The sequence below is a fragment of the Cohnella sp. WQ 127256 genome, assembly GCF_024519285.1.
Classification (GTDB): domain Bacteria; phylum Bacillota; class Bacilli; order Paenibacillales; family Paenibacillaceae; genus Cohnella.
Genome location: NZ_JAMZCY010000004.1, coordinates 396899 through 421983, shown reverse-complemented (window position 1 = coordinate 421983; position 25085 = coordinate 396899). Strand labels below are relative to the sequence as shown.

Here is a 25085-nt window from a genome sequence, read left to right as displayed (position 1 = left end):
TAGACGAAAGCAAAATGGGAGCTGTAACTGATGTCTAAAGAAGAAATTGTCTTAACTAAAGAGGGTTTAGCTAAATTGCAAGCCGAGCTTGATGATCTTAAGTATGTGAAACGCAAGGAGCTAGCCGCGCGTATTAAGCTCGCGATTAGTTATGGTGATCTTAAGGAAAACAGTGAATATCATTCCGCCAAAAATGACCAATCGTTCATGGAAACTAGAATTATCATATTAGAGAAGATGCTGAACAAGGCGCGGGTCGTCGATTCCGAAGAATTAGACAATTCAACGGTCCAGATTGGCTCGTTCGTTGTTCTGAATGATATTGAGTTTTCTGAGAAAATGGATGTTCAAATTGTCGGCCCAGCCGAAGCGGATGTATTGGATAATAAAATCTCCTACGAAAGCCCGCTAGGTAAAGAGCTTGTGGGTAAAAAAGTAGGCGACACCATTCATGTAGTCGCACCTATGGGCGTTGTGAAATATGAGCTACTTCAAATTAAGACGATCTAGTTATAAGATGGGCAAGGGAAAAGTCACAGTTTGTTGACTTTTAGTGTGACTGAAGTCACAAGATGGCAGGGTTGAGCTCGCCTATACTGGAGTCATTCCAGTGTTATGAAAGCGAGGAGACATCATGTTAAGTCATAAAAGCATTGCAATCATCAAATCTACAGTACCGGTCTTAGAGGTGCATGGAACGGCAATAACTAAGCGTTTCTACGAGATGTTGTTCTCTCAGCATCCTGAGCTGTTAAATATTTTTAATCATGCAAACCAGAAGCAGGGAAAGCAGCAGACTGCCTTGGCGAATGTGGTGTATGCGGCTGCTGCAAATATAGACAAGCTGGAGTCGATCCTTCCGGTAGTGAGGCAGATTGCCCATAAGCATCGGAGTCTTGGTGTTAAGCCAGAGCACTATCCGATAGTGGGACAGTATCTCCTAGCTGCGATCAAGGATGTGCTTGGCGATGCTGCGACAGAAGAGATTATACAAGCCTGGGCAGAAGCTTACGGTGTAATCGCAGATGTGTTCATTAGCGTCGAGGCTGAGATGTATGCCCAAACGGAGCAGCAGGATGGGGGCTGGGCGGACTTTAGGGCATTTACTGTGGTCAAAAAGGTTAAGGAAAGTGACGTGATTACGTCCTTCTATCTTGTTCCACAGGATGGTAAAGGCATTGCGACTTATGAAGCAGGGCAATATATCAGTGTTAAAGTCGATATTCCAGGTGAAAGCAATACCCACATTCGTCAATATAGTCTCTCCGATGCTCCTGATAAATCCTATTATCGGATTTCTGTGAAGCGGGAAGATACGAGCCCAGAAAAGCCCTCAGGAAAAGTATCGGTCTATTTACATGAGCATATGAACGAAAATGGGGTGCTGTGGATATCTGCACCTGCTGGAAGTTTTGTACTGAACAAACAAGACCATCGCCCCGTTGTCTTAATCAGTGGCGGAGTTGGATTGACACCTATGATCAGCATGCTTAACACACTGGTTGAGGCTAATCCTAATTCTAGTCGTCAGGTGACGTTTATCCATGCGGCGCAGTGCGGGAACTTCCATGCTATGAAGGAGCATGTAGAGGAACTTGCGAGCAATCAACAACAGGTGCAGGCGTATTGGTGTTACGAGAGACCGACGACTGCTGATGAATCAACGCAAGCGTACCACAAGAAAGGCTATATTGATTTGTCTTGGTTGCAAAGTGTCGTTCCCACGAGTAATGCGAGTTTCTATTTCTGCGGTCCTGTGCCATTCATGAAAGCTGTCTATGGCTTATTGAAGGAATGGGGAATCCCAGCGCAAGATATTCACTATGAATTTTTCGGACCAGCAGGTAGCTTGGAAGCTGTAACGGAGTCTGCACTCAAGTCAGTCTGAGATCGAAGGAGTCGGTTCACCGTCTCACGGCGAAGACCGATGAACTGAGCAATCTCGTCTTGGGTGAGTACATCCGTAATATCTTTCTGTGTGATGTAAGAATTGAACCAGGCTTGAAGCTTCTGAAGCTTGCCGGCGGGTGTGACTTCCGTTAATTGGTCGATTCGTTTTTGCATCATTCGTAGCTTCTCTTGAAGGAGCAGGGCGATTGATCGACATTTATCAGGATTGTTATCCAATGATTGATACCACTCCGCTGAGGGCAGCACTTCAATGTCACAAGTGACAAGTGCTACGGCTGTACCATAGTTGATATTAGGGCTAATTAAGGAATGGTGTGGGATGATTTCGCCAGGCACGATGATATTGACTAATATCGGAGTACCATCTTCGTGTAGACGGATGATTTTTAGAAGTCCACTCTTCAGATGATATAGCGGTCCCGTATCTCCTTGATGAAATAAGACTTGTCCTTTATGTAGTTTCATACTGCTGATCTCCAATCTACTTTGAATAAAGGTGTGCCGCCGTCCTAGTGACGGCGGCTTTTTCTTACTTAGGCTGGGGGCTTTATTTAGCTTGATTTGTCTGTGACTTTATTTACATACCGGCTTTCAAATTCTCGATATCATTGTAGCATTGCCAATAGAACTTGTGGTTAACTTATGATGAACAGTAAGACATTCATCATGTGAGGATATTCAACTAAGGAGGAACAAACATGTCGATTATGAACAACAAAGTTGCAATCGTTACGGGTGCTGGAAGTGGAATGGGACGCGAAGAAGCGCTGCTGCTCGCACAAGAAGGAGCAAAAGTCGTAGCGACTGACATTAACGAAGCTGCTGTGCAAGCAGTGGTAGAAGAAATTAAAGCAAGTGGTGGCACGGCTATTGCCTATTCTCACAACGTGGCTTCAGAAGAGGATTGGATCAAGGTAGTCGCTGAAACCATTAAACAATATGGCAAGTTAGATGTACTAGTTAACAATGCCGGAATCTCCTGGCCGACAGCCTTGTTAGATACGACAGTAGAACAATGGAATAAAGTTCTTAATATTAATTTGACGAGCGTTTTTCTTGGTATGAAGTATTCAATTCCGCATATGCAAAATAACAAAGGTGGATCAATCATTAATATTTCATCCATCGCTGGCCTAACTGGCGGAAGTGGTTCTGGACCTTATACCGCATCCAAAGGTGCAGTTCGAATGTTAACTAAAGCTGCAGCAGTCGATTTTGGGAAGGACAACATTCGCGTCAATTCCGTTCATCCGGGCTTTATCGAGACTCCAATGAGTGCGGAATTTGTGAATAACGAGCAGATGCTACAATGGTTCCTGTCCCAGACAGCTTTGCCAAGAGTCGGACAAGCTTCGGAGGTTGCGCAAGCAGTGCTATTCCTTTCTTCTGATGCTTCTTCTTATATTACAGGAGTAGAATTGCCTGTGGATGGCGGAGTTACTGCAAAATAATCGTTGAATTAAGCGACGAGAATATGAAGGGCACCCTTTTGGGGTGCCTTTTTCCGTATAATGGCGAATAAGGCGGTAATGGAACACTGTGATAGAATAGAGCTAGAAATGAGGATTGAAGGTAGGGATATATGATGAAAAAAAGAATAGGCTGTCTTCACGCGCATTATACGAACATTGATTATATTGAACAGGCGCTATCTGCCTATGAGGTTGAGCTTCTTCATTTTGTAGATCCTGCACTCGTATTTCGTGTGTCCTCGGATGTGACCTTTAGTCCAGCGGATGCTGAGCGGAAGGTCAGGGAGCAGATCGAGTGGATCGCTCAAGCTCATGTAGATGCCATTCTCATAACATGCACGAATTATATCGCCATGCTCGATGAGGAGCAGCTTTCTATTACCGTTCCTATTATTAAAATCGACGAACCCTTGTTCAGCTCCCTCTGTCGTTACGATCAGCCTCAGATCCTTCTCTTTACTAATCCCGCTACAGTAGAAGGCACCATGAACCGGTTGAATGAACATGCGCTAGCTTTGGGGAAACAGCTGCAAGTTGATGTTCGGATTATCCCTGAGGCCTTCGAGTTAATCATGCTGGGGAAGAAGGAGAAATCCCGAAGTGTAGTGTCTGAATACATTCAAAATTTACGTGTGGCAGAGACGGGCAAGCCTATTTCGGTAGCTCAGCTATCCATGGTAGAAGCAGCGAAGTTAGTTCAGCAGCATTCGGGTGTGGCTATCGGCAATCCATTAGCAGCTTTAGTCTCTTATATGGAGGATCAGCTTTTCAAGTGAGGATAAACGAAAACGAAAAGGGCATCCCTCGGGGTGCCCTTTTCGTGTTTGTATAGGTTAGGTTCGTGATGAGTGTCGTGATGAGTAAAAGAGCTGCTTACTGTGGATTAGCCGTCCATATTCCAGCAGTCTTAAGAACAACTCGCTGAGGTAGACGTAATGACGCCATAATGAGCTCAGCAACATCCTCAGGCTGCATCATGTGGTCCTCACTACCAATCGACAACCCGGCATTTACGGCTAAAGCCGTATTTACTGTACTAGGTGTTAAGGCAGTTACACGGATGTTTGATTTGCGAACTTCTTGGAACAGCGCTTCGGTTAGTCCCATTACGGCAAATTTAGAGGCGCAATAGGCAGAGCCCGTAGCAAAGCCTCTCTCACCCGCTGTAGAAGCTACATTAATGATGCTACCTTCATTTTGGCTCAGCATCGTTGGCAATACAGCGCGTGTTACATAATAGGTGCCCATCAGATTCACTTGAATGATTCGTTCCCATTCGGTCGGATCCATATCGAGCACTGTTCCGAAACTAGCTGTCCCCGCATTGTTAATTAGAATATCGGTAGATCCCAGCTGTGTGATCAGCTTGTCTATCGCGATTGCGACTTCGTTCTGCTTGGATACATCGGCTGTCGCGAAGTAAGAATCTACGCCATATTTATTTTTCAATTCACCTTGTAGAGCTTCGAGATCAGCGGCATTCCTAGCGACTAGGCCAAGACGAACGCCTTCTTTGGCTAAAGCGTGAGCGGTTGCTAAGCCAATTCCTTTACCCGCACCTGTAATAATGGCTGTTTTGTTCTTAAAATCCATGTTGTCACTCCTTGTCCGTATGTGTTCTATTATCGAGTATTCGTTAGACCATTATACGGAATTGGAGGGGTTGCCACAAACAACAAGCCCAAATTGCAGATTGTATAAAAATCTCATGCCCCTTATATTGAATGAAGGGGAGTATATCGGAGGTTATCTTTTTCCATTCCCAAACTAATGGGTTCGAGGTGTGAGATGAGTCGTCGAATGTACGATTTGGATAATCTGAGGGTGGCTTTAACTGCACTCGTTATCTTTTTTCACACTACGATTGCCTATGGGGCTGCGGGCTCATGGTATCTTGAAGATGTGGATAAAAGCGAATTAACGGTACCGATGATATTGTTAACGATATTTACGGCTGTATGTCAGTCATTTTTTATGGGGCTGTTCTTTTTTATTTCAGGATTTTTTACACCGGACTCCCTTTCTCGTAAAGGAACCGCGAAGTTTTTGATAGATCGATTCATTCGACTTGGCTTGCCGATGCTGTTCTATTTACTCTTTCTCGGTCCGACAACGACGTATGTAGCCTATTATCGTCATGAGGAATCTTATTATCATTTTTTCACAACAACGATTCTTCGAGCAAGGATGCCAAATTTCGGACCCCTTTGGTTTGCGGAAGCTTTGCTTTATTTCGTCGTTTTGTATGCCGCATATCAGCTGTTGCTTTCCAAGAAGGCTGCAGGGGCTCAACCTCGTCCGTTCCCTAGTCATCGCAAATTATGGATTACAGCTATTATTTGTGGCTTGATTGCTTTCTTAGTTAGGCTGATTTACCCGACGGGTACGGGTCCTTGGGAGCTGCAATTAGGCTATTTCCCGCTGTACATCTTGCTATTCGTGATGGGGACTACCGCCAAACGACAGGGTTGGCTAGAGCAGATGCCTAGCACATTGGTCCGAAGATGGAGACGAATTGCTTATTGGACGATTCCGGTATTGCCAATCGGATTAATACTTACTGGAGCGTTAGAAGACGATATTGAATTCGCGGGTGGCTTCAATATTCAGGCATTCCTGTATGCAATGTGGGAGCCATTCGTATGTTTTGGGATTTGCCTTGCGTTACTCGCGTGGTTTCGAGCTCGTTGGTCTTCCGCAAGCTCGTTATTCCGTGGCTTAGGCCGTTCCGCGTATACGGCATATGTAATTCATCCGATTATTGTAGTCAGCTTTACAGCCTTATTCATGGGGAGCAGTCTTGCACCAATAATTAAGCTATTCATTGTTGGACCGCTATCGATCGTAATCTGTTTTGCGATATCCTTAGTTATTGTGCGAATCCCTTATGTAAACAAGGTTTTGTAAGGATGAATTTGCAACGCTAGCCAACAAACATGGTATAATAATGATCAGGTTGCGCGACAATTCACTTTAACTAAAGCGAGGTTTACTCATGATCTGGGATAATAAAATAGCGACTACCTTACAGTGGTCGAGTGAAATTTCAAATAAAGAGCAAAAGGAAAAGGTCGCAGATAAAATTGCGGAACGCGTTAAGAATGGAGACGTCATCGGAGTTGGCTCTGGTTCAACGTCATATCTAGCGCTGCTAGCGATCAGCAAGAAGGTGAAGGAGCAGAATCTTAGCGTTCTTGCTATTCCAACGTCACATGAAGTTTCGCTTACCTGTTCTATTCTTGGATTACATACATCAACCTTGTTAAATGTAAGACCAGACTGGTCATTCGATGGCGCAGATGAGGTTGATCCTCAGAAGAGCTTGATCAAAGGTAGAGGCGGCGCAATGTTCGCTGAGAAGCTCGTGATTAAGAGCTCACCGGAGAATTATATCCTCGTGGACTCCTCTAAGTTTGTATCGTATTTAGGTGAGAAGTTTGCGACTCCGATCGAAGTGGACCCTAGAGCGATCAATTTGGTTGAAGGGGAATTGCTGAAGCTGGGCGCGAACGATATTCAACTTAGATTAGCGAAATCCAAGGATGGTCCGGTCATTACGGAAGCTAGAAATTTAATTTTGGATGTTCGTTTCAATAAGATAACAGCCGATTACGAGAAGGAAATTAAGGCTATACCTGGAGTGATCGAATCTGGTTTGTTTATTAACTATAATGTAGAGATTTTAACGACATAAATTACGAATGATAGTAAGCAGGAGCATGGAGAGAAGCCCATGCATCCTGCTTTTTGTATTTGGGTAAATTAGTGTTGGATTTAGTAAAGGTGGAGCATCTATGAATGACAAAGTTGTATTGCCGATATGGACTGTAGGTCTGTTCATCGTTGTGATGAACACGACGATGTTTAATGTATCGATTCCTAGCATCATTAGCGATCTTCAAATCTCTGCGGACTTGGGCTCTTGGATTATATCGAGTTATTCCATTGGATATGCGTTATCAACCGTTATCTATAGCAGACTTTCGGATGGGGTGCCCATTCGAAGACTGGTGACCGTGGGGCTCACAATTCTCGGGCTTTCCTCGATCGTAGGGATATTTGCGCATAATTTTCACGCATTGCTTGCGGCCAGGATACTCCAGTCAGCAGGCGCTGGATCCATGGCGGGGCTAGGCTTGGTACTTGCGAGTCGATATGTTCCTGCGCATCGGCGCGGCCGAGCGATTGCCATGATCTCTGCGGGGAGCGCAATGGCATTCGGGCTAGGCCCGATTGTTGGAGGAGTTATTAGTGAGTATTTTGGATGGAATGGGTTATTCGCAGTTACCTGTCTTATTCTTGCCATCCTTCCGATACTGCTACGACTACTCCCACGGGAAGTACCCACAGCCGTCCACTTCGATTTGATCGGGGCAGTCTTAACTGTTGTTAATGCAGGGACGTTGCTAATTGCGGTAACTCAACAATCGATGATGTGGTTTGCGATAAGTGTTTTGTCTTTCCTTGCACATTTCTGGCATCTAAGAAAAGCGAAGGAAACCTTTATTAATCCAGATCTACTCAAGGAAAGGGGATATCGGAAGCTGTTAGCGATAGGCTTCTGTGTTCTGGTAATCAACCTAGGTAATCTGTTCCTAATGCCGCTCGTGCTTGCGCATTTATTTGATGAATCTGCGATGCGTATCGGATTAATGATTGCTCCGGGTGCAATTCTATCGGTCATTCTGTCGCGGTTCGTTGGAAGATGGATCGACCGATATGGCAATATGCGGTTTTTACTTATCGGGCATGTCATTCTTGTCGTTGTAATGGCTCTGTATGCCATGAATGTTGCGGTTTCACCGGCAATCATTCTGTGTGGCTATCTTGGGTTCTCACCTGCAATGTCGGCAACATTGTCCTCCTTGAACAATGAAACCTCTCTTCGTCTACCCGGAAATCTGATCGGAGCAGGGATGGGACTTGCACAGCTCATCCAGTTTTTCGGAGGTTCGGTATCTGTCGCAATATGCGGACTTCTTCTCGAATATCAAGACCGTATCCCATTAGCTCAGGCGTATCGACATATTTATGAAGTCTTGCTCGTTATTGGTCTTTGCTCTATTGGTATTTTGCTTAGTTATAGGAAATCCGCTGTTAGCAAGAGTATTCTCCCGTAACGTCCTGATTGAAATAATGGCTCCCCATAAAGGCACATTCTCCGAGGTGGTACGCGGATAATGTGCCTTTTATGGATGGATTTTTTCGCGATAAAAGGGGGAAAGTAACAGGGAATAGGATTACGTTAAATAAAGGGGACAAGACAATGAAACGTGTGGTCATGCTATCGAGTTTGGTGTTGCTGATGCTGCTGACGGCCTGCGGGAATCAGAATGGGCAGTCAACCCGGATGAAAGCACAATCGCAGCAACCGATAATGAAAGAGCGAATGCATGTGAGCTCAATTGATACGAATGTTCCGGTCAACAAGTATCATGTTAAGAGTAACGAGTCTATAGCGGATATTGCTGAGCAATTTCACCTGAACCTAGATGATTTGTTGAATGCTAATCCCGATCTGAAAAAGCAGATAGGTGTAGGTACCGGTGGTGGTACTGGCAATCCGAGTGCGAGCAAGCAGGTAGAAGTGCCTAAGGATACGGTGGATGATCCCCTTAAGAAGGATCAAACGGTTACGCTACCAGCGAACGAGAGCATGACCGGATATGAGCAGCAAGTGTTGACGCTGACGAATCAGGAAAGGCAGAAAGAAGGATTAGCGCCTTACTCAGGAGATAATTCAAGCCTGAATCGCTGCGCTAGAGCTAAGTCGGAGGATATGGCGACGAATAACTATTTTTCACATGACTCGCCTACTTATGGCGATCCTTTCGCAATGATGAGGAGCTTTGGCGTTCAATATCAATCCGCAGGGGAGAACATCGCGAAGGGTCAGCCAACTCCTGAAGAGGTCGTAAAGGCATGGATGAATTCGCCGGGACATCGCAAAAATATTATGAGCGGTGACTTTACACATATGGGAGTCGGCTACGTCTTGAAGAACGGTGCGGCCCACTGGACGCAAGAGTTTATTGGCACAAAGTAGATTGAATACTCACCATGGGTACTCACGATATATCTCACCAAATCCCCCGTATGGGGGATTTTTTATTTGTCGATAGGGGAATCTCTCACGAAGTTGGTAAGTCAGGCTTATGTCGATTAAATCGGACGATTTTACAAATAAGAGCGGCAGTTGTTCTATTCCTTCCCCATCGCTGATTGAGTCATAATACACACAAGCAGTAAAGGAGGGCGCATGATGGAGGCCGTATTGAAAGACAAACAGAAGAAGAAAAAATCGAAATCCTATTCCTTGGAGAAATTAGAGCAGAGAGCGGGCTTGCTATTTGCCACACCAGCACTCATTGGCTTTTTACTATTTGTGCTGATTCCTATGATTTGTGTTTTTTTGCTTAGCCTATTCAAAGTCGATTTGATGAGTAATACGTTTGAATTCAAGCAATTTACCTACTACGAGAAAATGCTCCACGACTCGGACTTCTGGAAAAGTGTGAGGAACACCTTGGTCTATATGGTCATCTATGTTCCGCTTACCTTAGTGTTAGGTCTTGGGATGGCGCTCATCTTGAATAGTAAAATGCGGGCAAGAGGTGTAGTTAGAACCTTCTTTATTATTCCGTACATCACTACGTACGTCGCAACGCTTGTGGTATGGAACGTATTCCTGCACCCAACCGAGGGTCCAGTAAACACCTTGCTCATGAGCCTCGGTGTAAATAACCCGCCTCAGTACATGGTTGACGTGGATTGGGCGCTTCCCATGCTAGCCATTATCGGTTCATGGAAAGACGTAGGCTATCATTGCATATTGTTCTTGGCTGCCCTACAGGGGGTATCCAAGGATTATTACGAGGCATCGTCTATCGATGGAGCCAATCGGTTCCAACGCTTTAAGCACATCACGTTTCCTCTTATTTCTCCAACGTCGTTCTTTCTGTTATTAATTACGATGATCGGGGGCTTGCAAGCCTTCTATCAAATGGCGCTTCTAACCAAGGGTGGGCCGGCGTTCAGTACGACTACGATGACCTATCACATCTATCGTTCGGCGTTCGAATACTATAACTTCTCGTACGCTTCGGCAGTAGGGATGTTCCTGTTCTTACTTACATTGGTGTTCATCATGATCAACTGGTTTGCTCAGAAAAAGTGGGTATTCTATCAATAATTCATCACGGAGGGAGGATTACAAGGTGCTGTTAAGTCAGAATGTAAAATACACTATTCGTTCTATTGCTTACTTATTGATCGGGCTTGTTTTTATTACACCTTTGCTGTGGATGGTATCTACTTCTTTCAAATATGAGAACCAAGTGTTTGAACGCCCCTTTGTATTTGTTCATTGGGATCAGATGAACTGGGCCAATTATAAACATATTTTGATGGATACCGCGTTCCCTACGTGGTTGTGGAATTCCGTGTTTGTCGTCATCATTTCCGTTGCGCTCAGACTTCTTCTATCCGCATTAGCGGGATATGCCTTTGGATTTCTGAAGTTCCGCTATTCGGATACGATCTTTCTCTTTTTTCTCACGACGATGTTTATCCCTTATCAGTTAACACTGCTCCCTCAATTTATATCGTTCCGATTTATTAATCTACTAGATACACATTGGGCGTTAATTATTCCGAACATCGTCGACATTCTGTCTATTTTCCTGATGCGGCAATTTTTCCTCTCGTTTCCGAAGGAATTAGTCCATGCGGCATACATTGAGGGGTCTGGTATATTCCGCTCCTTCATGAAAGTTGCGTTACCGCTAGCTAGAACACCGTTATTGACGCTAGGACTTCTTAGCTTTTTTATGATCTGGGATCAATATTACCAGCCGCTTATCTTCCTGCATTCCAAAGAAATGTATACAATACCGATAGGTCTCCAAAGCTTCCAGACGCAATTCGGTAAGCAATATGCGTTGCAAATGGCACTGGCTTGTCTAGCGATCATCCCGGTACTTGCTGTGTTCCTAGCTCTTCAGAAACAATTCATAGAAAGCATAGTATCTTCTGGCTTAAAAGGATAAGAGCATACAATTATACAAATAGAAAAGCATTTATTACATTTGAGAGAATTCAATTGCAGTTCATAATGAAAACGGAACCAAGATAAATATGGGGAGGTTATAACATGATTAAGAAGTCAGTGTTAGTCTTAGCAGCATCCGCAATGGTATTCTCACTTGCTGCTTGCGGTGACAATGGAAACAAGGATGGCAGTGCAGGATCGTCTACACCGGCAGCGTCGGGATCAGAAGCAGTTGCATCTAAAGACAGCGGTTCGGACAAAGAAGTAACACTTAAGTTTCTAAATATTTCGGAGTATATGGATTCCACAGAGTTCAAGGCTTTCCTGGAGCGCTTCCAAGTGAAATACCCGAATATCAAAGTAGATCCCATTTCCGTACCTCACGAGCAATACATTAACAAGCGCAATATCATGTTGGCCAGCGGTGAGCAAGTTGATCTGATCTGGGGCAATGGTGTTGAGCAATTCGATGCGATTAACAAAGGGTTTCTAATGCCGCTTGATGATATCGCCAAAGAAGTTGATGTTGATATGTCCAAAGACTTCGGTGACTTTAAGCCGGATAAAGACGGTAAATACTATCGTTTCCCGATTCAACAAAATAACTGGATGCTTTACTACAACAAGAAGGTATTCGACGATGCCAAGGTACCTTACCCGGATCCTAAAGTGCCGATGACTTGGGACGAAATGGCCGTTGTTGCACAGAAGCTTACGAACTTGAATGGTAAGGACAAAGTGTATGGCATGTTCTACAACAACTGGGGTATGTATTTCTATGGATACGGTAGCCAGCTAAATAACGGCAAGTTCTACACGGATGACGGCAATGTTAATATTAATGCTCCAGAATTCAAGCGCAGCTTGGAATGGATGAACGATGTCATGAACGTCAAGAAAGCCGCTATGCCAATCGGGGAGTTTATCCAGAATAATACGGATTTCCTTTCCTATTGGAACGGAAACTATGGAATGGTTGTAGGAGCGCAATGGTATGCCCAACTCGCAGCTACACAGAAGGATAAATTCCCGCGTGACTGGAAAGCCGGTATTGCCCCAATGCCAGTTCCAACGGAGATGGCAGGAAAGCACATGAACTGGTCCAGCATCGATTCCTTAGCCATACCTAAAAACTCGAAAAATGCTAAAGAGGCCCTTATTCTAGCTAAAGAATATATTGCGGACTATACATTGAGCACTGGCGCACTTCCAATGTATACTAAAGTAAGCAAAGATAAGTATTTTGAAGATTTAGCTAATGCTTTGAAGGATGACGAGATCAACCTTGAGCAAGTGACTTACTTGTTCGGTGGCGATCCGAATGTAATCAATGTGGAAGAGAAGCCAGTCTTGGGGGCGCCACAAGAATACGAATCGACATTCCTTGATATCATTAGCCAATACTACACGGGCTCGAAAACGGTCGATGAGGTGTTGAGTGTAGTGAAAGAGAAAGTGGACTTAGCGATTAAGGAACAACAAAATAATTAGACTCTACGGCTATGCCCATCGCTTATGGTGGGCTTAGCTTTTTCTTAATAAGGAGATACGTCATGAGCTGGGGAAGTAAGTGGTATCAAGGGCCGAAATCTGTGCAGCGGAGAATTATCATTTTACTTGTTTCCATCTTCATTCCGCTGATCATCATTTTATATACAGCCTATCATTTTTCTGAGCGAACGATGGTGCATAAAGTAGCGGAAATTAACCGGATTAAAGTGGAGCAAACAGCCTCGAGGGTGAAGGATCTATTCCAACGTACCTTTATGTCGACGAACAACTTCATCTACGACAAAGCTTTCATTCAAGCGCTTCAGGAAAAGGATTCCATGAGTATTGAGAAAAACTCTACCTATCTCCAGGCCATTGAACGTCTTCAGTATACCTTCTTCTTAAATGAAAAATATGCGGTTGTCATCCAAGATAACTACGGTAATATGTTCGAGTCCAATCCCTCCAGACTCGGTATTCGCAAGGGAGAGCTACAGGCGGGAATTCTCAAGACGATTCATTGGGAAGGGTATGACTTTTTTAATAGCTACCAATGGGGAATGCTTAAGCCCGAAGGGGGAAGCGAGCCTTTGATCGTGCTTAGCCGGTGGATATTTAGCCCGGTTACCGCTAACAAAAGAGGGATCGTCTCGATGGTTATTCCTCTATCGAATTTGAAGGAAATTCTAAATCAGGATAATGGGTCGTATGCGATATGGGACGATAAGAATAATCTGATCTTCTCTACTGAAGCTGAGCAGCCGAGGAGAGAAGAGACAACATCCGATTCAAAGATTCTATTGCCTCCTACGCCCTGGTCAATGATGCAAACGGACTCCACGGCTGTCATCCAGAATGAATTGCGCTATTTCCAGCTTACAGTTATGGCTACCATACTCATTATATTGGTGATCTTCATTACAACATCGACCTTCGTTATGAAGACGATCAGCCAGGTGTTTAATCAAATACGATTATTATCCAAACGGCTAGTTAATCCTTCCCTTGATCTATCCGTCGCTGTCCACTCTGACCAGCATTTGGCTGAGTTATCGGAGTTACTGCAGCAGCTCATTCATAATCTTCAGATTTCACGCGACAATTTGGAATGGGCTGCCACGGAGAAGAGAAACCTGGAAATGCAAATTCTGCAGGAGCAGATGAATCCCCATTTCCTTCTGAACTCATTGAATACGATCCGTTTTCTTGCAGAACAATCCTCTCAGGATAAGATAGGCTCACTCGTACTATCGCTTTCGTATCTCTTGAAACAACAGTTATATCGGAATGAAGGGTATTGGACACTGGAGGAAGAGAAGGAATATCTTCTGAAATATATAGAAATCCAACGGGCAAGATTCGGTGAAAATATTATCGTAAAGATAGACTTCTCTAAGGAGCTGACTCCAATGCCCATCTTAAGAATGCTCTTACAGCCTCTAGTGGAGAATAGCTTTGAACATGGCTTCAATGGGAGAGCAAATGGCTGCATTCTTATCCAAGCTGATCGTTGGGGGAGCGGCGTGCGATTCGTCGTTTCTGATGATGGTGTCGGCTTTGCAGCCTCACCACAATTGACTGCACGTAAGTCCATTGGATTAAGTAATGTCCGAGAAAGATTGCGTCTGCATTATGGGGAGCAATCGGTACTGGAGATTACCGTTAGGCAGCCAAGCGGGACGATAATATCCTTAACGATTCCGGATTTGAAAGGTGAAGTCGTATGAATATCATGATCGTGGATGACGAATATGCAATTCGTAGTCACTTGGTGGCGATGCTTCAAGGCATGGAGGGCTTATCCGTCATGGAGGCGGTGAATGGGGAGGATGCGCTGCGGCAAATGGAGAGATCACTCCCGAGTATCGTGTTGACCGATATTCGGATGCCCGTCATGGATGGGATGGAATTGATTCGCCAGTGTCGGATGAGGCATCCTGACGTATGGTTTATCGTTCTGAGCAACTTCGCCGAATTTGAATTGGCGCAAAAGGCGTTGGAGTACGGGGCTCGCAACTATCTCTTGAAAGCAACGATTACGAAGGACAAAGTCGCTGAGGAAGTACATAGAGCCATTGTTCATCTGGATAAGGCTGTGGAAAAAGGCGCTAAATTCGACCCCAACGAAATATTGATGGTGCAGAATTCTTTGTTTTACGAGCGACTAAATGGGCATATCCACAATGCTGAGCTTCTTCGGAGAGCGGAGCGGCTATCCGTATCTGTATATCGGGAGGCATTCGATACCCCTTCGAAATTCGCGGTCATGGAAATTGAAAGATTCGAGGATTGGACAGGAAAGAAATATAGAGGCCGGACGGATTTAGCGGTTTACGCTCTGATCAATGTCGTTAGAGAAACGATTAAACGATGGAATAAGAGCAACGAGCTGTTTCATCTGGGAGATAATCGTTTTGTTGTTCTTGATCTAGGTGAATGTGATGACGACCAACATGCCTTGAAGATTGAGGATGTTTCGGCCGTTACTAAGGAATACCTGGGGCTAGAAGCTTCCTTCTTAATTAACAGTGACTTTAGTGGAATGAACGATTTTTTCCAGAAGGTGCTGGGATCTCGACAGCAATTGGTTCATTTTTTCTATGAGAAGAATGCTTGTATGGTTAATGTTAAGCAGATGCAAGCGCCTGTTGCCGATTTGGATTTGTATTCTTTCTTTCAATCTGTGGAAGGCAGTGGCAATGGGAGGTTCCAGGTTACGGCTTTGCCCGGATTAATCGAAACCTATTTCGAGCTGCTCCGTCATCTATGTCGACCACCTGCATCTGTTAAGGGAGACGTTAAGACGTTGATCCAGTTTATTGAAAAGGGTGGATTTGCCGTCCCTGCAGCCTTAAAGTCAGAGGTTGACCAGCTTCAGGCTTCCAGACTCACGGATTTCAAGGTTGCTTTTACAGAGTGGCTTGGAGGGATGGAGTGGAATGGCAGGCATCGGGAAGAGATCACGAAGGCATTAACCTTCATTCACGAGCATTATGCCACGAAGCTGGCGTTAGAGGATGTTTGTGCACATGTGAATCTAAGCCGTTCACATCTGTCTAAGCTATTTAAAGAGCAGCAAGGCGTGGCTGTCATGGAATATATGGAGGCCTACCGGCTGAAGCAGGCGCGGCTGCTGCTGCGAACTACAACACACCCAATCTCGAGAATTATCGACAAGGTTGGGATTGCGGACGTTTTCTACTTCAGTAAATTGTATAAAAAACACTTCGGGATTAATCCGAGTAAAGACCGGTAGTCAGCCAATCTAGCCCTTCAAGTGATTGCGATATGCGGTTGGAGAGTGTCCGATGATTTTCTTGAACATGCGCGAGAAATAGTAAGGATCCTTGAAGCCAAGGGAATGACAGATTTCCTTGATCGTGAGACCGGTTAAGTCCATCAATTGTCCTGCGCGCTGGATTTTCATTCGGTGGTAATAATCAATCGGGCTACAGCCTGTGGATAGCTTAAATAAATAGTTCAAATGCTGCTTGGAAATTTGCGTGTGGGAGACAAGCTCGTCCAACGTAAGGCTATGCTCGAGCCTTTCCCTCATGAAGTCGATCGCATCATCGATATAATGCTGCTTCCGTTCATCCTCTTTACGACCTGGAATAAGTCCGATCAAGCTAAGGATAGTTCTCACCAATTGTGAAACGTGAACATGATGAGGAAGAGAGTAAGATTTGGTTGATAAAATGTCAAAGCATTGATTAAACAAGCTTCTAAATTGTTCACTATCGTGGATGGACAGCTTTAGAGGAGCGGAATGGGTATCTAAATCCAAAGCTTGAAGGAAGGGGAAGGCTTGCTCGCCCTTAATGTGAAACCAGTAAATACTCCATGGGTTGGAATCGACTGCATGATAAGAATGAGCAGCCCCGGCAGGTATAATGGTTAAGGTGTGCTCCGTCATCCGAATGGTCTTATCGGGGCCGAAGGACACAGAGCCTTCTCCGCGGACGCAATAGATGAGAATGTGGGATTCGCAGCCTTGGGGCCTTTCACGGTAGTGATGGAGGGCGCGAGGAAAATAACCTATGTCGGTTACATATAAATCTCTCACGAGGGGATGAGTCATTAATTCGTTTAATTGATACTGCGGTAATACGATAATTTTCTCGGAATCAAACCCCTCAGCTTTTTTAAGCACCGCTATTCCCCTTTCTTGTCATAAGGCTCATTGGTTTCTCTAAAAATCAGAATATCGTCCATTATAAACAGGGGATTGTGAATTGTCCAACACCTTGATCTCCTTTAAAGTGATCTTATAGTTCATTATCTAAGATTATCTAGAAACAGGAGTGAGGAATTTGACAAGGTTGAATGCAAATACCCGAGTATGGGAAGAAACGATGGAAATTCCAACCTATGAAGTCGGTAAGCCAGACAAAAACCCGATGTTTCTAGAGAAACGCGTCTATCAAGGAAGCACGGGCAAGGTGTACCCCCATCCCGTTATCGATAAGATTGAAGATGAGAAGCAATTGAAAGCTTACCGGATGGTCATTCTTGAGAATGATTACTTGCGTGTCGAGGTCATGCCCGAGCTGGGTGGACGTATTTATCGTGCGGTAGACAAAACGAATCAATATGATTTTGTTTATTACAACCAAGTGATCAAGCCGGCACTAGTAGGTCTATTGGGGCCATGGATTTCAGGAGGAATTGAGTTTAACTGGCCGCAGCATCACCGCCCTAATACGTATGGTCCCGTGGAATATCGGCTGGAGCAGAAGGAAGATGGAAGCGCAACGGTATGGATAAGCGAGATTGATCGTATTAATGGTACTAAGGTTACAGCAGGCTTTACACTATATCCGGACAAGGCATACTTGGAAATTCACGCTCAACTATACAACCGTACCCCAGAACCTCAAACGTTCTTATGGTGGGCAAATCCGGCTGTAGCGGTAAACGACTTTACGCAATCCGTATTTCCGCCTGATGTCACCGCAGTGTTCGATCATGGAAAAAGAGACGTATCCAAATTCCCGATTGCGACGGGAACCTACTATAAGATGGACTATTCTGAGGGAGTAGACATCTCACGCTATAAGAATATTCCGGTTCCAACCTCTTATATGGCGTATAAGTCGGACTACAATTTTGTGGGTGGTTATGATCATTCCGTGCAAGCGGGTTTACTCCATGTTGCCAATCATCATATTTCACCGGGCAAAAAGCAGTGGACGTGGGGCAATGGAGAATTCGGCCAGGCTTGGGATCGGAATCTGACAGATGAGGATGGACCTTATATTGAATTAATGACGGGGGTTTATACCGACAACCAGCCTGACTTCACATGGCTACAACCCTATGAGGAAAAATCGTTTAAGCAATATTTTATGCCCTACAAAAATGTTGGAGTTGTTAAAAATGCTTCGATAGATTTGGCTGTAAATTTAGAGGTGGATGTCGCTAATCAGAAGGCATTCGTGCAAGTATATGCAACTTCTCTAATGGAAGGCTTGATTGTTGAATTAGTGGGCGGTTCACAGGTGTATTTGAACAAGACAGCTAATCTATCCCCTACCGATACATTCCATGCTGAGATCGGATTGCAGCCTGGTCAGCTGGAGCATGAACTGATCCTGAAGGTCAGCAATGAGAAGGGCCAGGAGCTTATCCGGTATCAGCCTAACAAGCCGGACATTGAGCAAGTGCCAGATGCGGCTCAACCGCTACAAGAGCCTTCCGAAATGAAAACCAATGAAATGCTTTATTTGGCGGGGCTACATCTTGAGCAATATCGTCATGCAACCTTTGAACCGGAAGCGTATTATTTGGAGGGCTTGAAGCGGGATGCGAACGATATTCGCATTAATGTCGCCTATGGTACTTTACTGCTGCGCAGAGGGCTGCTAGAACAAAGCGAGGAACACTTCCGTACAGCAATTAAGAGCTTAACCTCTCGTAATCCTAATCCTTACGATAGTGAAGCTTATTATCAGCTAGGTGTAACTTTGAAGCTTCAGGGACGGATGGAGGAAGCCTTCTCTGCGCTATATAAATCGGTTTGGTCTGCAGCCATGCAAGACAGTGGTTACTTCACGCTTGCACAGATTGCGGCTTGGAAAGGCTCGCACGAAGAAGCGTTAGAACTTGTTGAGCGTTCTTTGATCAAGAACACCCGTAATTACAAGGCACGCAATTTGAAGTCGGCTATGCTTCGTAAGCTGGGCAGACGGGATGAAGCCAAAGAATGGACAAGGGAAACGATCAAGTTCGATATTGCTGATTTTGGTGCTTATAACGAATTGAGATTGGTGTTAGAAGGTGGCGGAGAGACAGAGGAAGCCCAAGCCGTGTATGAGAAGCAGCTCCTTCTCATGAGGGGCGATGCTCATAACTATCTGTCATTGGCTGCGGATTACTCCGAGGCGGGGTTGTATAACGAAGCATTGGAATTACTTTCGACGAGTGTTGAAGGTGAATCCGGGGATGTCTATCCGATGATCCAGTACACGATCGGATATTTATATGGAAAGATGGGACATAGCGAGAAGTCGATCTTACATCTTCGTACAGGTAGCGAAGCGATATCGGACTATTGCTTCCCGAACACTCTGTTTGATCTCGCGGTATTGAAGTACGCGATTGAGGCTTGTCCTGGTGATTCCAAAGCGCATTACTACTTAGGGAATTTACTATACGATAAGAAGCGACATGCGGAAGGGGTTCAGCATTGGGAGCTCTCTCGTGCGGCGAATCCGTCGTTCTCCATCGTAAACCGGAATTTAGCGCTCGCTTACTATAATAAAATGAACAGTCCCGAGCAAGCTAGGGAAGCGTTGGAGCATGCGGTGATATGCGATCCAACGGATGCACGCATATTCTATGAGCTTGATCAGCTCTATAAGAAGCTTGGCGTGGAACCGAGAATACGGCTAGAGCAGCTAAAGCAGAAACTTGAGCTTGTACAAGCAAGGGACGATTTATATGTAGAATATGTAACCGTTCATAATATGCTGAAGCTTCATACAGAGGCAGTACAATTACTCACGTCCAGGTTGTTCCACCCTTGGGAAGGCGGCGAGGGTAAGGTCACCGGGCAATATGTGCTCGCTCATGTTGAGCTTGCGAAGGGACTTCTCCATAGTAAGCAATATGAACAAGCGCTAGAGCATTTGCATAAAGCGCTAGTGTATCCCGACAATCTAGGCGAGGGTAAATTGACGGGCGCGCAAGAGAATCATATTTACTACTATATAGGTTGTGCGTATGAAGGACTCGGTTTACCGGTTGAAGCCCAAGAGGCTTATATCCAGGCATCCCAAGGTTTGGAGGAACCGGCTAGCGCGATGTATTACAATGATCAGCCTCCAGAAATGATCTTCTATCAAGGCTTAGCATGGAGCAAGCTGAAGGATTCGAAGCAGTCCAATAAGCGGTTCCACAAGCTTGTTGATTATGCGGAGAAGCACATGTTCGAAGAGGTTAAGATAGATTACTTTGCCGTTTCACTTCCAGATTTCCTTGTCTTCGAGGATGATTTGAACATTCGGAATCAAATCCATTGCCGCTTTATGATGGGCTTAGGGCTTATAGGACTTGGACAATTTGCAAAAGCGAGGGAACAATTCGAGCTGGTTGTTACATTGGACAGTAATCATCAAGGTGTGCAGATTCATTCGGAATGGGTAACACCGGAAGCTAGTGGACAATAAGGTGAAGGTTAAGGTGTACGAGGGATATTACGAAGGCTATGAGTCATTCATATTGGAAAGCGATGAAGTCCGGTTAGAGATGGTGCCAGAGATTGGGGCAAAGATCGTATCTCTTGTCTATAAGCCGACAGGCAAAGAGTGGTTGCTGGATGCTGGGAAGCGTTCCCTGAGGAAACCAGAGGAAGGCTCTAGCTTCTGCGACTGGGACATGAGTGGGTGGGATGAATGCTTTCCGACGATTGATTGTTGTGAAATTGGTGAGGGGCAGGCGATTACATTACCTGATCATGGCGAGGTTTGGTCGCGCTCATGGAGCTGTGAGGCGGATAGCCGCGCGATAACCTGTTCAGTGGATGGTAGTTGTATTCCCTATAGGTTAAGTAGAAGCGTATCGTTCCTCTCTGCTAATCAAGTTCGGTTGCGGTATCGCGTAGAGAATAGGGGGACGGCGAATATGCCGTTCCTCTGGGTGCCGCATCCACAATTCCAAGTAACAGAGAAGACGAGGATACGATTGCCGGATTCTGTTAAGGAAATGATATGCGTCTATGGAGGTAAGAGCTTGTCGGTTGGGAATAAATACGAATGGGATCAGCAAAGTTTAGTATCTCCCAACATGACCACTGATGGCCGTAAGTTCTATGCGCCAAGCGTTTTGTCAGAAGGCTGGTGCGCTTTGCAAGGTGAGGAGACCGGCAACTATATGGAGATGTCTGTCTGTCCGGATCTCGTTCCTTATCTAGGGGTTTGGATTGATGAGGGATTATTTAATGATAGGACGACCATCGCGCTAGAGCCTAGCATTGGATTATATGATTCGCTCTCCAGGGCTATCAGCAATGGTACCGCTCAAGTTGTGGCTCCTAATGAAGCGTTCGAATGGTACTTGGATTTACGAGTTGGGTTAGCGGCAGGCAGTGACGCCTGATTAAAAGGGGTCCAAAGGAGTCATCTCCGAAGCGTCAGAGTTGAAAGTCACATGTTGGTTCACGAAGGCCAAAAAAGTGCCTTGGTTGAGCAGCGACAGTGGCATTTGGTTCGCGAAGGCCAAAAAAGTGCCTTGGTAGAGCCGAAGTAGTGGCTTTTGGTTCGCGAGGGCCAAAAAAGTGCCTTGGCTGAGCGGTTGCAGTGGCATTTGGTTCACGAAGGCCAAAAAAGTGCCTTGGTAGAGCCGAAGCAGTGGCATTTGGTTCACGAAGGCCAAAAAAGTACCTTGGTAGAGCCGAAGCAGTGGCATTTGGTTCACGGAGGCCAAAAAAGTGCCTTGGTAGAGCTGCGACAGCGACATTTGGTTCACGAAGGCCAAAAAAGTGCCTTGGTAGAGCCGAAGCAGTGGCGTTTGGTTCGCGAGGGCCAAAAAAGTACCTTGGTTGAGCGGTTGCAGTGGCGTTTGGTTAGCGAAGGCCAAAAAAGTGCCTTGGTAGAGCCGAAGAGTGGCATTTGGTTCACGAAGGCCAAAAAAGTGCCTTGGTTGAGCCACGATAGTGGTGTTTGGTTCACGAAGGCCAAAAAAGTGCCTTGGTTGAGCCGCGACAGTGGCATTTGGTTCGCGAAGGCCAAAAAAGTGCCTTGGTTGAGCCGCGACAGTGGTATTTGGTTCACGAAGGCCAAAAAAGTGCCGTGGTTGAGCCGAAGCAGTGGCGTTTGGTTCGCGAAGGCCAAAAAAGTGCCTTGGTTGAGCCGAAGCAGTGGCATTTGGTTCACGAAGGCCAAAAAAGTGCCTTGGCTGAGCGGTTGCAGTGGCATTTGGTTCACGGAGGCCAAAAAAGTGCCTTGGTAGAGCTGCGACAGCGACATTTGGTTCACGAAGGCCAAAAAAGTGCCTTGGTTGAGCCGAAGCAGTGGCGTTTGGTTCGCGAGGGCCAAAAAAGCACCTTGGTTCCCCTGCTACATGGAGCTGAAGCCATAACGACATGTAACATTTAGAAGAGGCGTACTTGGAGAGTCTAAACAGACCCTCCAAGTACGCTTCTTCGCTGCTTGTCTAATAAAGGTTAGACGTTATAATTGACGAGGTAATTCTGGATTGCGGTGTTGTAATAGCCTACGCTAAATTCAATGACGTTGCCCGATTCCTCATAGGAATAACGAGATCTTTTCAATAAAGGCATGTTCTCTTGCACGCGTAACTTCTCCCCAATAAGTGGAGGGGCGAATGCCACGGCAAATTGATCGCGGAATTTATCAAGCGTAATCTCTTGTTCCTCCAATAAGCCATACAAGGACTGATCATCTATATCTGCGAGCTCGATATTCCCCGTACTCATCGTTAAATAGTGAGTGTAATGGATATAAGGGACATCATCTAAATAATATAAGCGTTCGATGCAGAAGCACTGCTCCCCGAACAACCGATAAGGCTCCGTCCCTACTTCATTACGAACGACTTCGGCCTGCAGTAATTGCTTCCGAATGCGGTGTCCTTCCTCGACCAACACCTCTGTAAAGCTTTTCCGTTTGGACAGCTTGGAAGTAGAAGTGTTGCGAATGACCCTCGTTCCTTTGCCGCTACCCTTTTCCAGATAGCCTTCTTGAACAAGCTCTTGGATCGCATTGCGAACTGTGATCTTGCTGACCTTGAATTCCTGCTCCAATTGCGGCTCGGATGGAATGGTTGTATCGATGGGATACGCACCATGTAAAATCCGATCCTTCAGGATATTTTTAATTTGCAAATATAAAGGTTTTTTCTTCCGAGATAAGAAGACTGTGATGACTTCCACTACCTCTCTACATCGCTCACCGATTGTGTCATTGCTCTTAGTATATCACTCTCAGAGGACATAGGGGTATCGCCTATCGTTGTATGAGCAAGCATGGCTGCCGCTGCTGCGAAGCGGACACTTGCTTCGGGCGCTAGACCCTTAAGCTCACCGTGAACGATACCGCTGGCATAGGCATCTCCTGCACCAATTCTATCGCAAACTGTAAAGGTAAGCTTCTCAGCGAAAGCAAACTCTTTGTTCTTATAGAGATAGCCGAGTAGGGAATGCGTGTTGTCTCCATTAATGGAGCGATGCGTACCAGCAAGCACAGAAATTCCATATTTCTCAGCTACAACCGGCAAAAGCTCAGTAAGCTGATCAAGGCGAGTTGTCTTGTCTGTTGTCATGCCAAGGATATGGATGGCGTCAAGCTCGTTCATCATGACGATATCCGCATGCTGCAGCATTTTCTCATAGAAGGGCTTTGCCTTTGCGTAACCTTCTTCGCCCCAGAGAGAAGGGCGATAATTGCAATCGAACACGATTGTGCCACCGTTAGCTTTAACTGCTGCCGCAAAGCTGAGCATATGATTCCGAACTGCATCATTCATGGCTAGTGTAATCCCGCAAAAATGTACGGCATCTAGCTGCTGGGAAATGCGATCGAATTCATAAGTGCCTTCCGGTGCGGTGTTAAAGCTGCTCTCAAGACGATTGGAATAAGTCACGCGGCTTGGTCTAACGCCGAATCCGTTTTCTAAGAAATACATGCCCAGGTAGTTACCGCTTCTCTCTACGAAGGTTTGGGAAACACCCAGCTTTCGTAAATAAGCAGCAGCAGCATCGCCGACGGCATTAGCAGGCAATCGGGACACGAGATATCCTTCATGCCCTAAGCGGGCCATTGCTGAAATCACATTGACCCCTGTGCCGGAGAAAGAGTAGCTTAATGTGCTTGCTTGAGATAGTAGCTCATAACCCGGCACCTGCAACCGCATCATCACTTCTCCGAATGCCGCAATCTTCTTAGGCATCGGCAGCGTCCACTAGCTTCTTCATTATAGTGAGTAGCTCGGCAACATCATCAACGTTTGTCGCGCCTGTTGTCTTATCAATAATGGAAGAGTAAACGTGAGGAATGACTTGCTGCACTCCTGCATCCAAGCAGATGCTTAAGATGGTCTCGAAGTTTTCCATATCAATGCCGCCGGTCGGCTCCAAAGCAAAGCCTTCCTCTGCACAAGCGCTGGCTACTGCGCGAAGCTCATCTTCACAGCTAAGTCCGTTCATTGGGAAGTACTTCAAGGCATTGCCGCCCATATCCCGAATGAGTGCAATAGCTGTTTTTACAGGAACAATTGCGAGCTCAGATTGCGCTGCGCTGACTGGACCCGTGGAAATATTAACGTATCCTACACGTCCTGTTGGGGATACGAGTGCATTAATCCAGCTGTCTTGCCCACCAAGGTTAGCGCGAGTTGCACCAACAGCAGGGAATACCTGATTAATATGGCTACCTGGATATTGTTTCACAATTTCTGCGACGACTGCCGCTTGGCGATTATCTCCTGCACCAAGACCTATGGATACAGCCTCGTCAACCACCTTGCCGTATTCCTTCATAGAAGCAACAGCCGCTTCGACCGTTGGGTATGACTTGGATAGAACGCCAACGAGAACATAACCTTCTGCTGCTTCGAAAACTGCCTTCGCATTGTCTAGGCTATTCGTTAATACATTTAATGCTGCACGGCCCTTGTACAAACGTTTTGAGATATTCGACATG

Annotated in this window: 22 protein-coding genes; 16 read left to right on the top strand and 6 right to left on the bottom strand. The window is 45.5% G+C overall.

The window, feature by feature from the left end; translation table 11 throughout:
• Window positions 1-30 precede the first annotated feature (30 nt).
• Together greA and hmpA are read left to right on the top strand one after the other, a co-directional pair.
• Window positions 31-510 carry a transcription elongation factor GreA gene (greA, locus tag M1K58_RS13490; RefSeq protein WP_256759376.1) on the top strand — a complete coding sequence of 160 codons (480 nt, stop codon included), beginning with the start codon at window positions 31-33 and terminating at the stop codon, window positions 508-510.
• A 124-nt stretch (window positions 511-634) separates the two neighbouring features.
• A complete protein-coding gene (gene hmpA, locus M1K58_RS13485; RefSeq protein WP_256759375.1) occupies window positions 635-1888 on the top strand; it encodes an NO-inducible flavohemoprotein in 1254 nt (417 codons plus the stop codon).
• Here hmpA and M1K58_RS13480 read toward each other — a convergent pair.
• Window positions 1822-2376 (bottom strand): Crp/Fnr family transcriptional regulator, encoded by a 555-nt coding sequence (locus tag M1K58_RS13480; protein WP_256759374.1) that lies wholly within the window; start codon window positions 2374-2376, stop codon window positions 1822-1824. The two genes, hmpA and M1K58_RS13480, sit on opposite strands and share 67 nt — an antisense overlap.
• A gap of 233 nt (window positions 2377-2609) precedes the next feature.
• Here M1K58_RS13480 and M1K58_RS13475 point away from each other — a divergent pair, with 233 nt between their 5' ends.
• Both M1K58_RS13475 and M1K58_RS13470 read left to right on the top strand, forming a co-directional pair.
• Window positions 2610-3362, top strand: a complete 753-nt coding sequence (locus M1K58_RS13475; protein WP_256759373.1) for an SDR family NAD(P)-dependent oxidoreductase — start codon at window positions 2610-2612, stop codon at window positions 3360-3362.
• 134 nt (window positions 3363-3496) lie between these two features.
• Window positions 3497-4159, top strand: a complete 663-nt coding sequence (locus tag M1K58_RS13470) for a hypothetical protein (RefSeq protein ID WP_256759668.1) — start codon at window positions 3497-3499, stop codon at window positions 4157-4159.
• A gap of 97 nt (window positions 4160-4256) precedes the next feature.
• Here the strand turns inward: M1K58_RS13470 and M1K58_RS13465 are convergent, their stop codons facing one another.
• Entirely contained in the window at window positions 4257-4976 is a 720-nt protein-coding gene (locus M1K58_RS13465; protein ID WP_256759372.1) for a 3-ketoacyl-ACP reductase, read from the bottom strand.
• Between the two features lie 195 nt (window positions 4977-5171).
• Between M1K58_RS13465 and M1K58_RS13460 the strand changes: the two genes are divergently transcribed.
• From M1K58_RS13460 to M1K58_RS13420, 9 genes are all read left to right on the top strand, one after another.
• On the top strand, window positions 5172-6290 hold the full coding sequence (locus tag M1K58_RS13460; protein WP_256759371.1) for an acyltransferase family protein: 1119 nt from the start codon (window positions 5172-5174) through the stop codon (window positions 6288-6290).
• 88 nt (window positions 6291-6378) lie between these two features.
• Window positions 6379-7077: a ribose 5-phosphate isomerase A gene (gene rpiA, locus M1K58_RS13455; RefSeq protein ID WP_256759370.1), complete on the top strand. Its 699-nt coding sequence runs from the start codon at window positions 6379-6381 to the stop codon at window positions 7075-7077.
• 100 nt (window positions 7078-7177) lie between these two features.
• On the top strand, window positions 7178-8503 hold the full coding sequence (locus M1K58_RS13450; protein WP_256759369.1) for an MFS transporter: 1326 nt from the start codon (window positions 7178-7180) through the stop codon (window positions 8501-8503).
• Window positions 8504-8649: 146 nt separating this feature from the next.
• The gene (locus M1K58_RS13445; protein ID WP_256759368.1) at window positions 8650-9429 is read left to right on the top strand and encodes a CAP domain-containing protein; all 780 of its coding nucleotides are present in this window, start codon (window positions 8650-8652) and stop codon (window positions 9427-9429) included.
• 213 nt (window positions 9430-9642) lie between these two features.
• Complete coding sequence (locus tag M1K58_RS13440) at window positions 9643-10575, top strand: carbohydrate ABC transporter permease (protein WP_256759367.1); 933 nt, start codon at window positions 9643-9645, stop codon at window positions 10573-10575.
• Window positions 10576-10600: 25 nt separating this feature from the next.
• Complete coding sequence (locus tag M1K58_RS13435; protein ID WP_256759366.1) at window positions 10601-11431, top strand: carbohydrate ABC transporter permease; 831 nt, start codon at window positions 10601-10603, stop codon at window positions 11429-11431.
• A 104-nt stretch (window positions 11432-11535) separates the two neighbouring features.
• A complete protein-coding gene (locus tag M1K58_RS13430) occupies window positions 11536-12924 on the top strand; it encodes an ABC transporter substrate-binding protein (RefSeq protein ID WP_256759365.1) in 1389 nt (462 codons plus the stop codon).
• 62 nt (window positions 12925-12986) lie between these two features.
• Window positions 12987-14651 carry a sensor histidine kinase gene (locus tag M1K58_RS13425; RefSeq protein WP_256759364.1) on the top strand — a complete coding sequence of 555 codons (1665 nt, stop codon included), beginning with the start codon at window positions 12987-12989 and terminating at the stop codon, window positions 14649-14651.
• Window positions 14648-16180, top strand: coding sequence for a response regulator (locus tag M1K58_RS13420; RefSeq protein WP_256759363.1), 1533 nt, complete (start codon window positions 14648-14650; stop codon window positions 16178-16180). Before M1K58_RS13425 ends, M1K58_RS13420 begins: the two co-directional genes overlap by 4 nt.
• Before the next feature lie 9 nt (window positions 16181-16189).
• On the opposite strand, the gene M1K58_RS13415 is transcribed toward M1K58_RS13420, so the two are convergent.
• Complete coding sequence (locus M1K58_RS13415; protein ID WP_256759362.1) at window positions 16190-17077, bottom strand: helix-turn-helix domain-containing protein; 888 nt, start codon at window positions 17075-17077, stop codon at window positions 16190-16192.
• A gap of 202 nt (window positions 17078-17279) precedes the next feature.
• Between M1K58_RS13415 and M1K58_RS13410 the strand changes: the two genes are divergently transcribed.
• From M1K58_RS13410 to M1K58_RS13400, 3 genes are all read left to right on the top strand, one after another.
• Window positions 17280-20594 carry a DUF5107 domain-containing protein gene (locus tag M1K58_RS13410; RefSeq protein WP_256759667.1) on the top strand — a complete coding sequence of 1105 codons (3315 nt, stop codon included), beginning with the start codon at window positions 17280-17282 and terminating at the stop codon, window positions 20592-20594.
• Between the two features lie 13 nt (window positions 20595-20607).
• Entirely contained in the window at window positions 20608-21522 is a 915-nt protein-coding gene (locus tag M1K58_RS13405) for an aldose epimerase family protein (protein ID WP_256759361.1), read from the top strand.
• A gap of 183 nt (window positions 21523-21705) precedes the next feature.
• Window positions 21706-22374, top strand: coding sequence for a hypothetical protein (locus tag M1K58_RS13400; RefSeq protein WP_256759360.1), 669 nt, complete (start codon window positions 21706-21708; stop codon window positions 22372-22374).
• 214 nt (window positions 22375-22588) lie between these two features.
• Here M1K58_RS13400 and M1K58_RS13395 read toward each other — a convergent pair whose 3' ends face one another.
• Genes M1K58_RS13395 through dagF form a run of 3 tightly spaced genes read right to left on the bottom strand, consistent with a single transcriptional unit; the run spans window position 22589 to window position 25084 of the window.
• On the bottom strand, window positions 22589-23308 hold the full coding sequence (locus M1K58_RS13395) for a GntR family transcriptional regulator (protein WP_256759666.1): 720 nt from the start codon (window positions 23306-23308) through the stop codon (window positions 22589-22591).
• An 8-nt stretch (window positions 23309-23316) separates the two neighbouring features.
• The gene (locus tag M1K58_RS13390; RefSeq protein WP_256759359.1) at window positions 23317-24333 is read right to left on the bottom strand and encodes a sugar kinase; all 1017 of its coding nucleotides are present in this window, start codon (window positions 24331-24333) and stop codon (window positions 23317-23319) included.
• The gene (gene dagF, locus M1K58_RS13385) at window positions 24326-25084 is read right to left on the bottom strand and encodes a 2-dehydro-3-deoxy-phosphogluconate aldolase (protein WP_256759358.1); all 759 of its coding nucleotides are present in this window, start codon (window positions 25082-25084) and stop codon (window positions 24326-24328) included. Before dagF ends, M1K58_RS13390 begins: the two co-directional genes overlap by 8 nt.
• Window position 25085 lies beyond the last annotated feature (1 nt).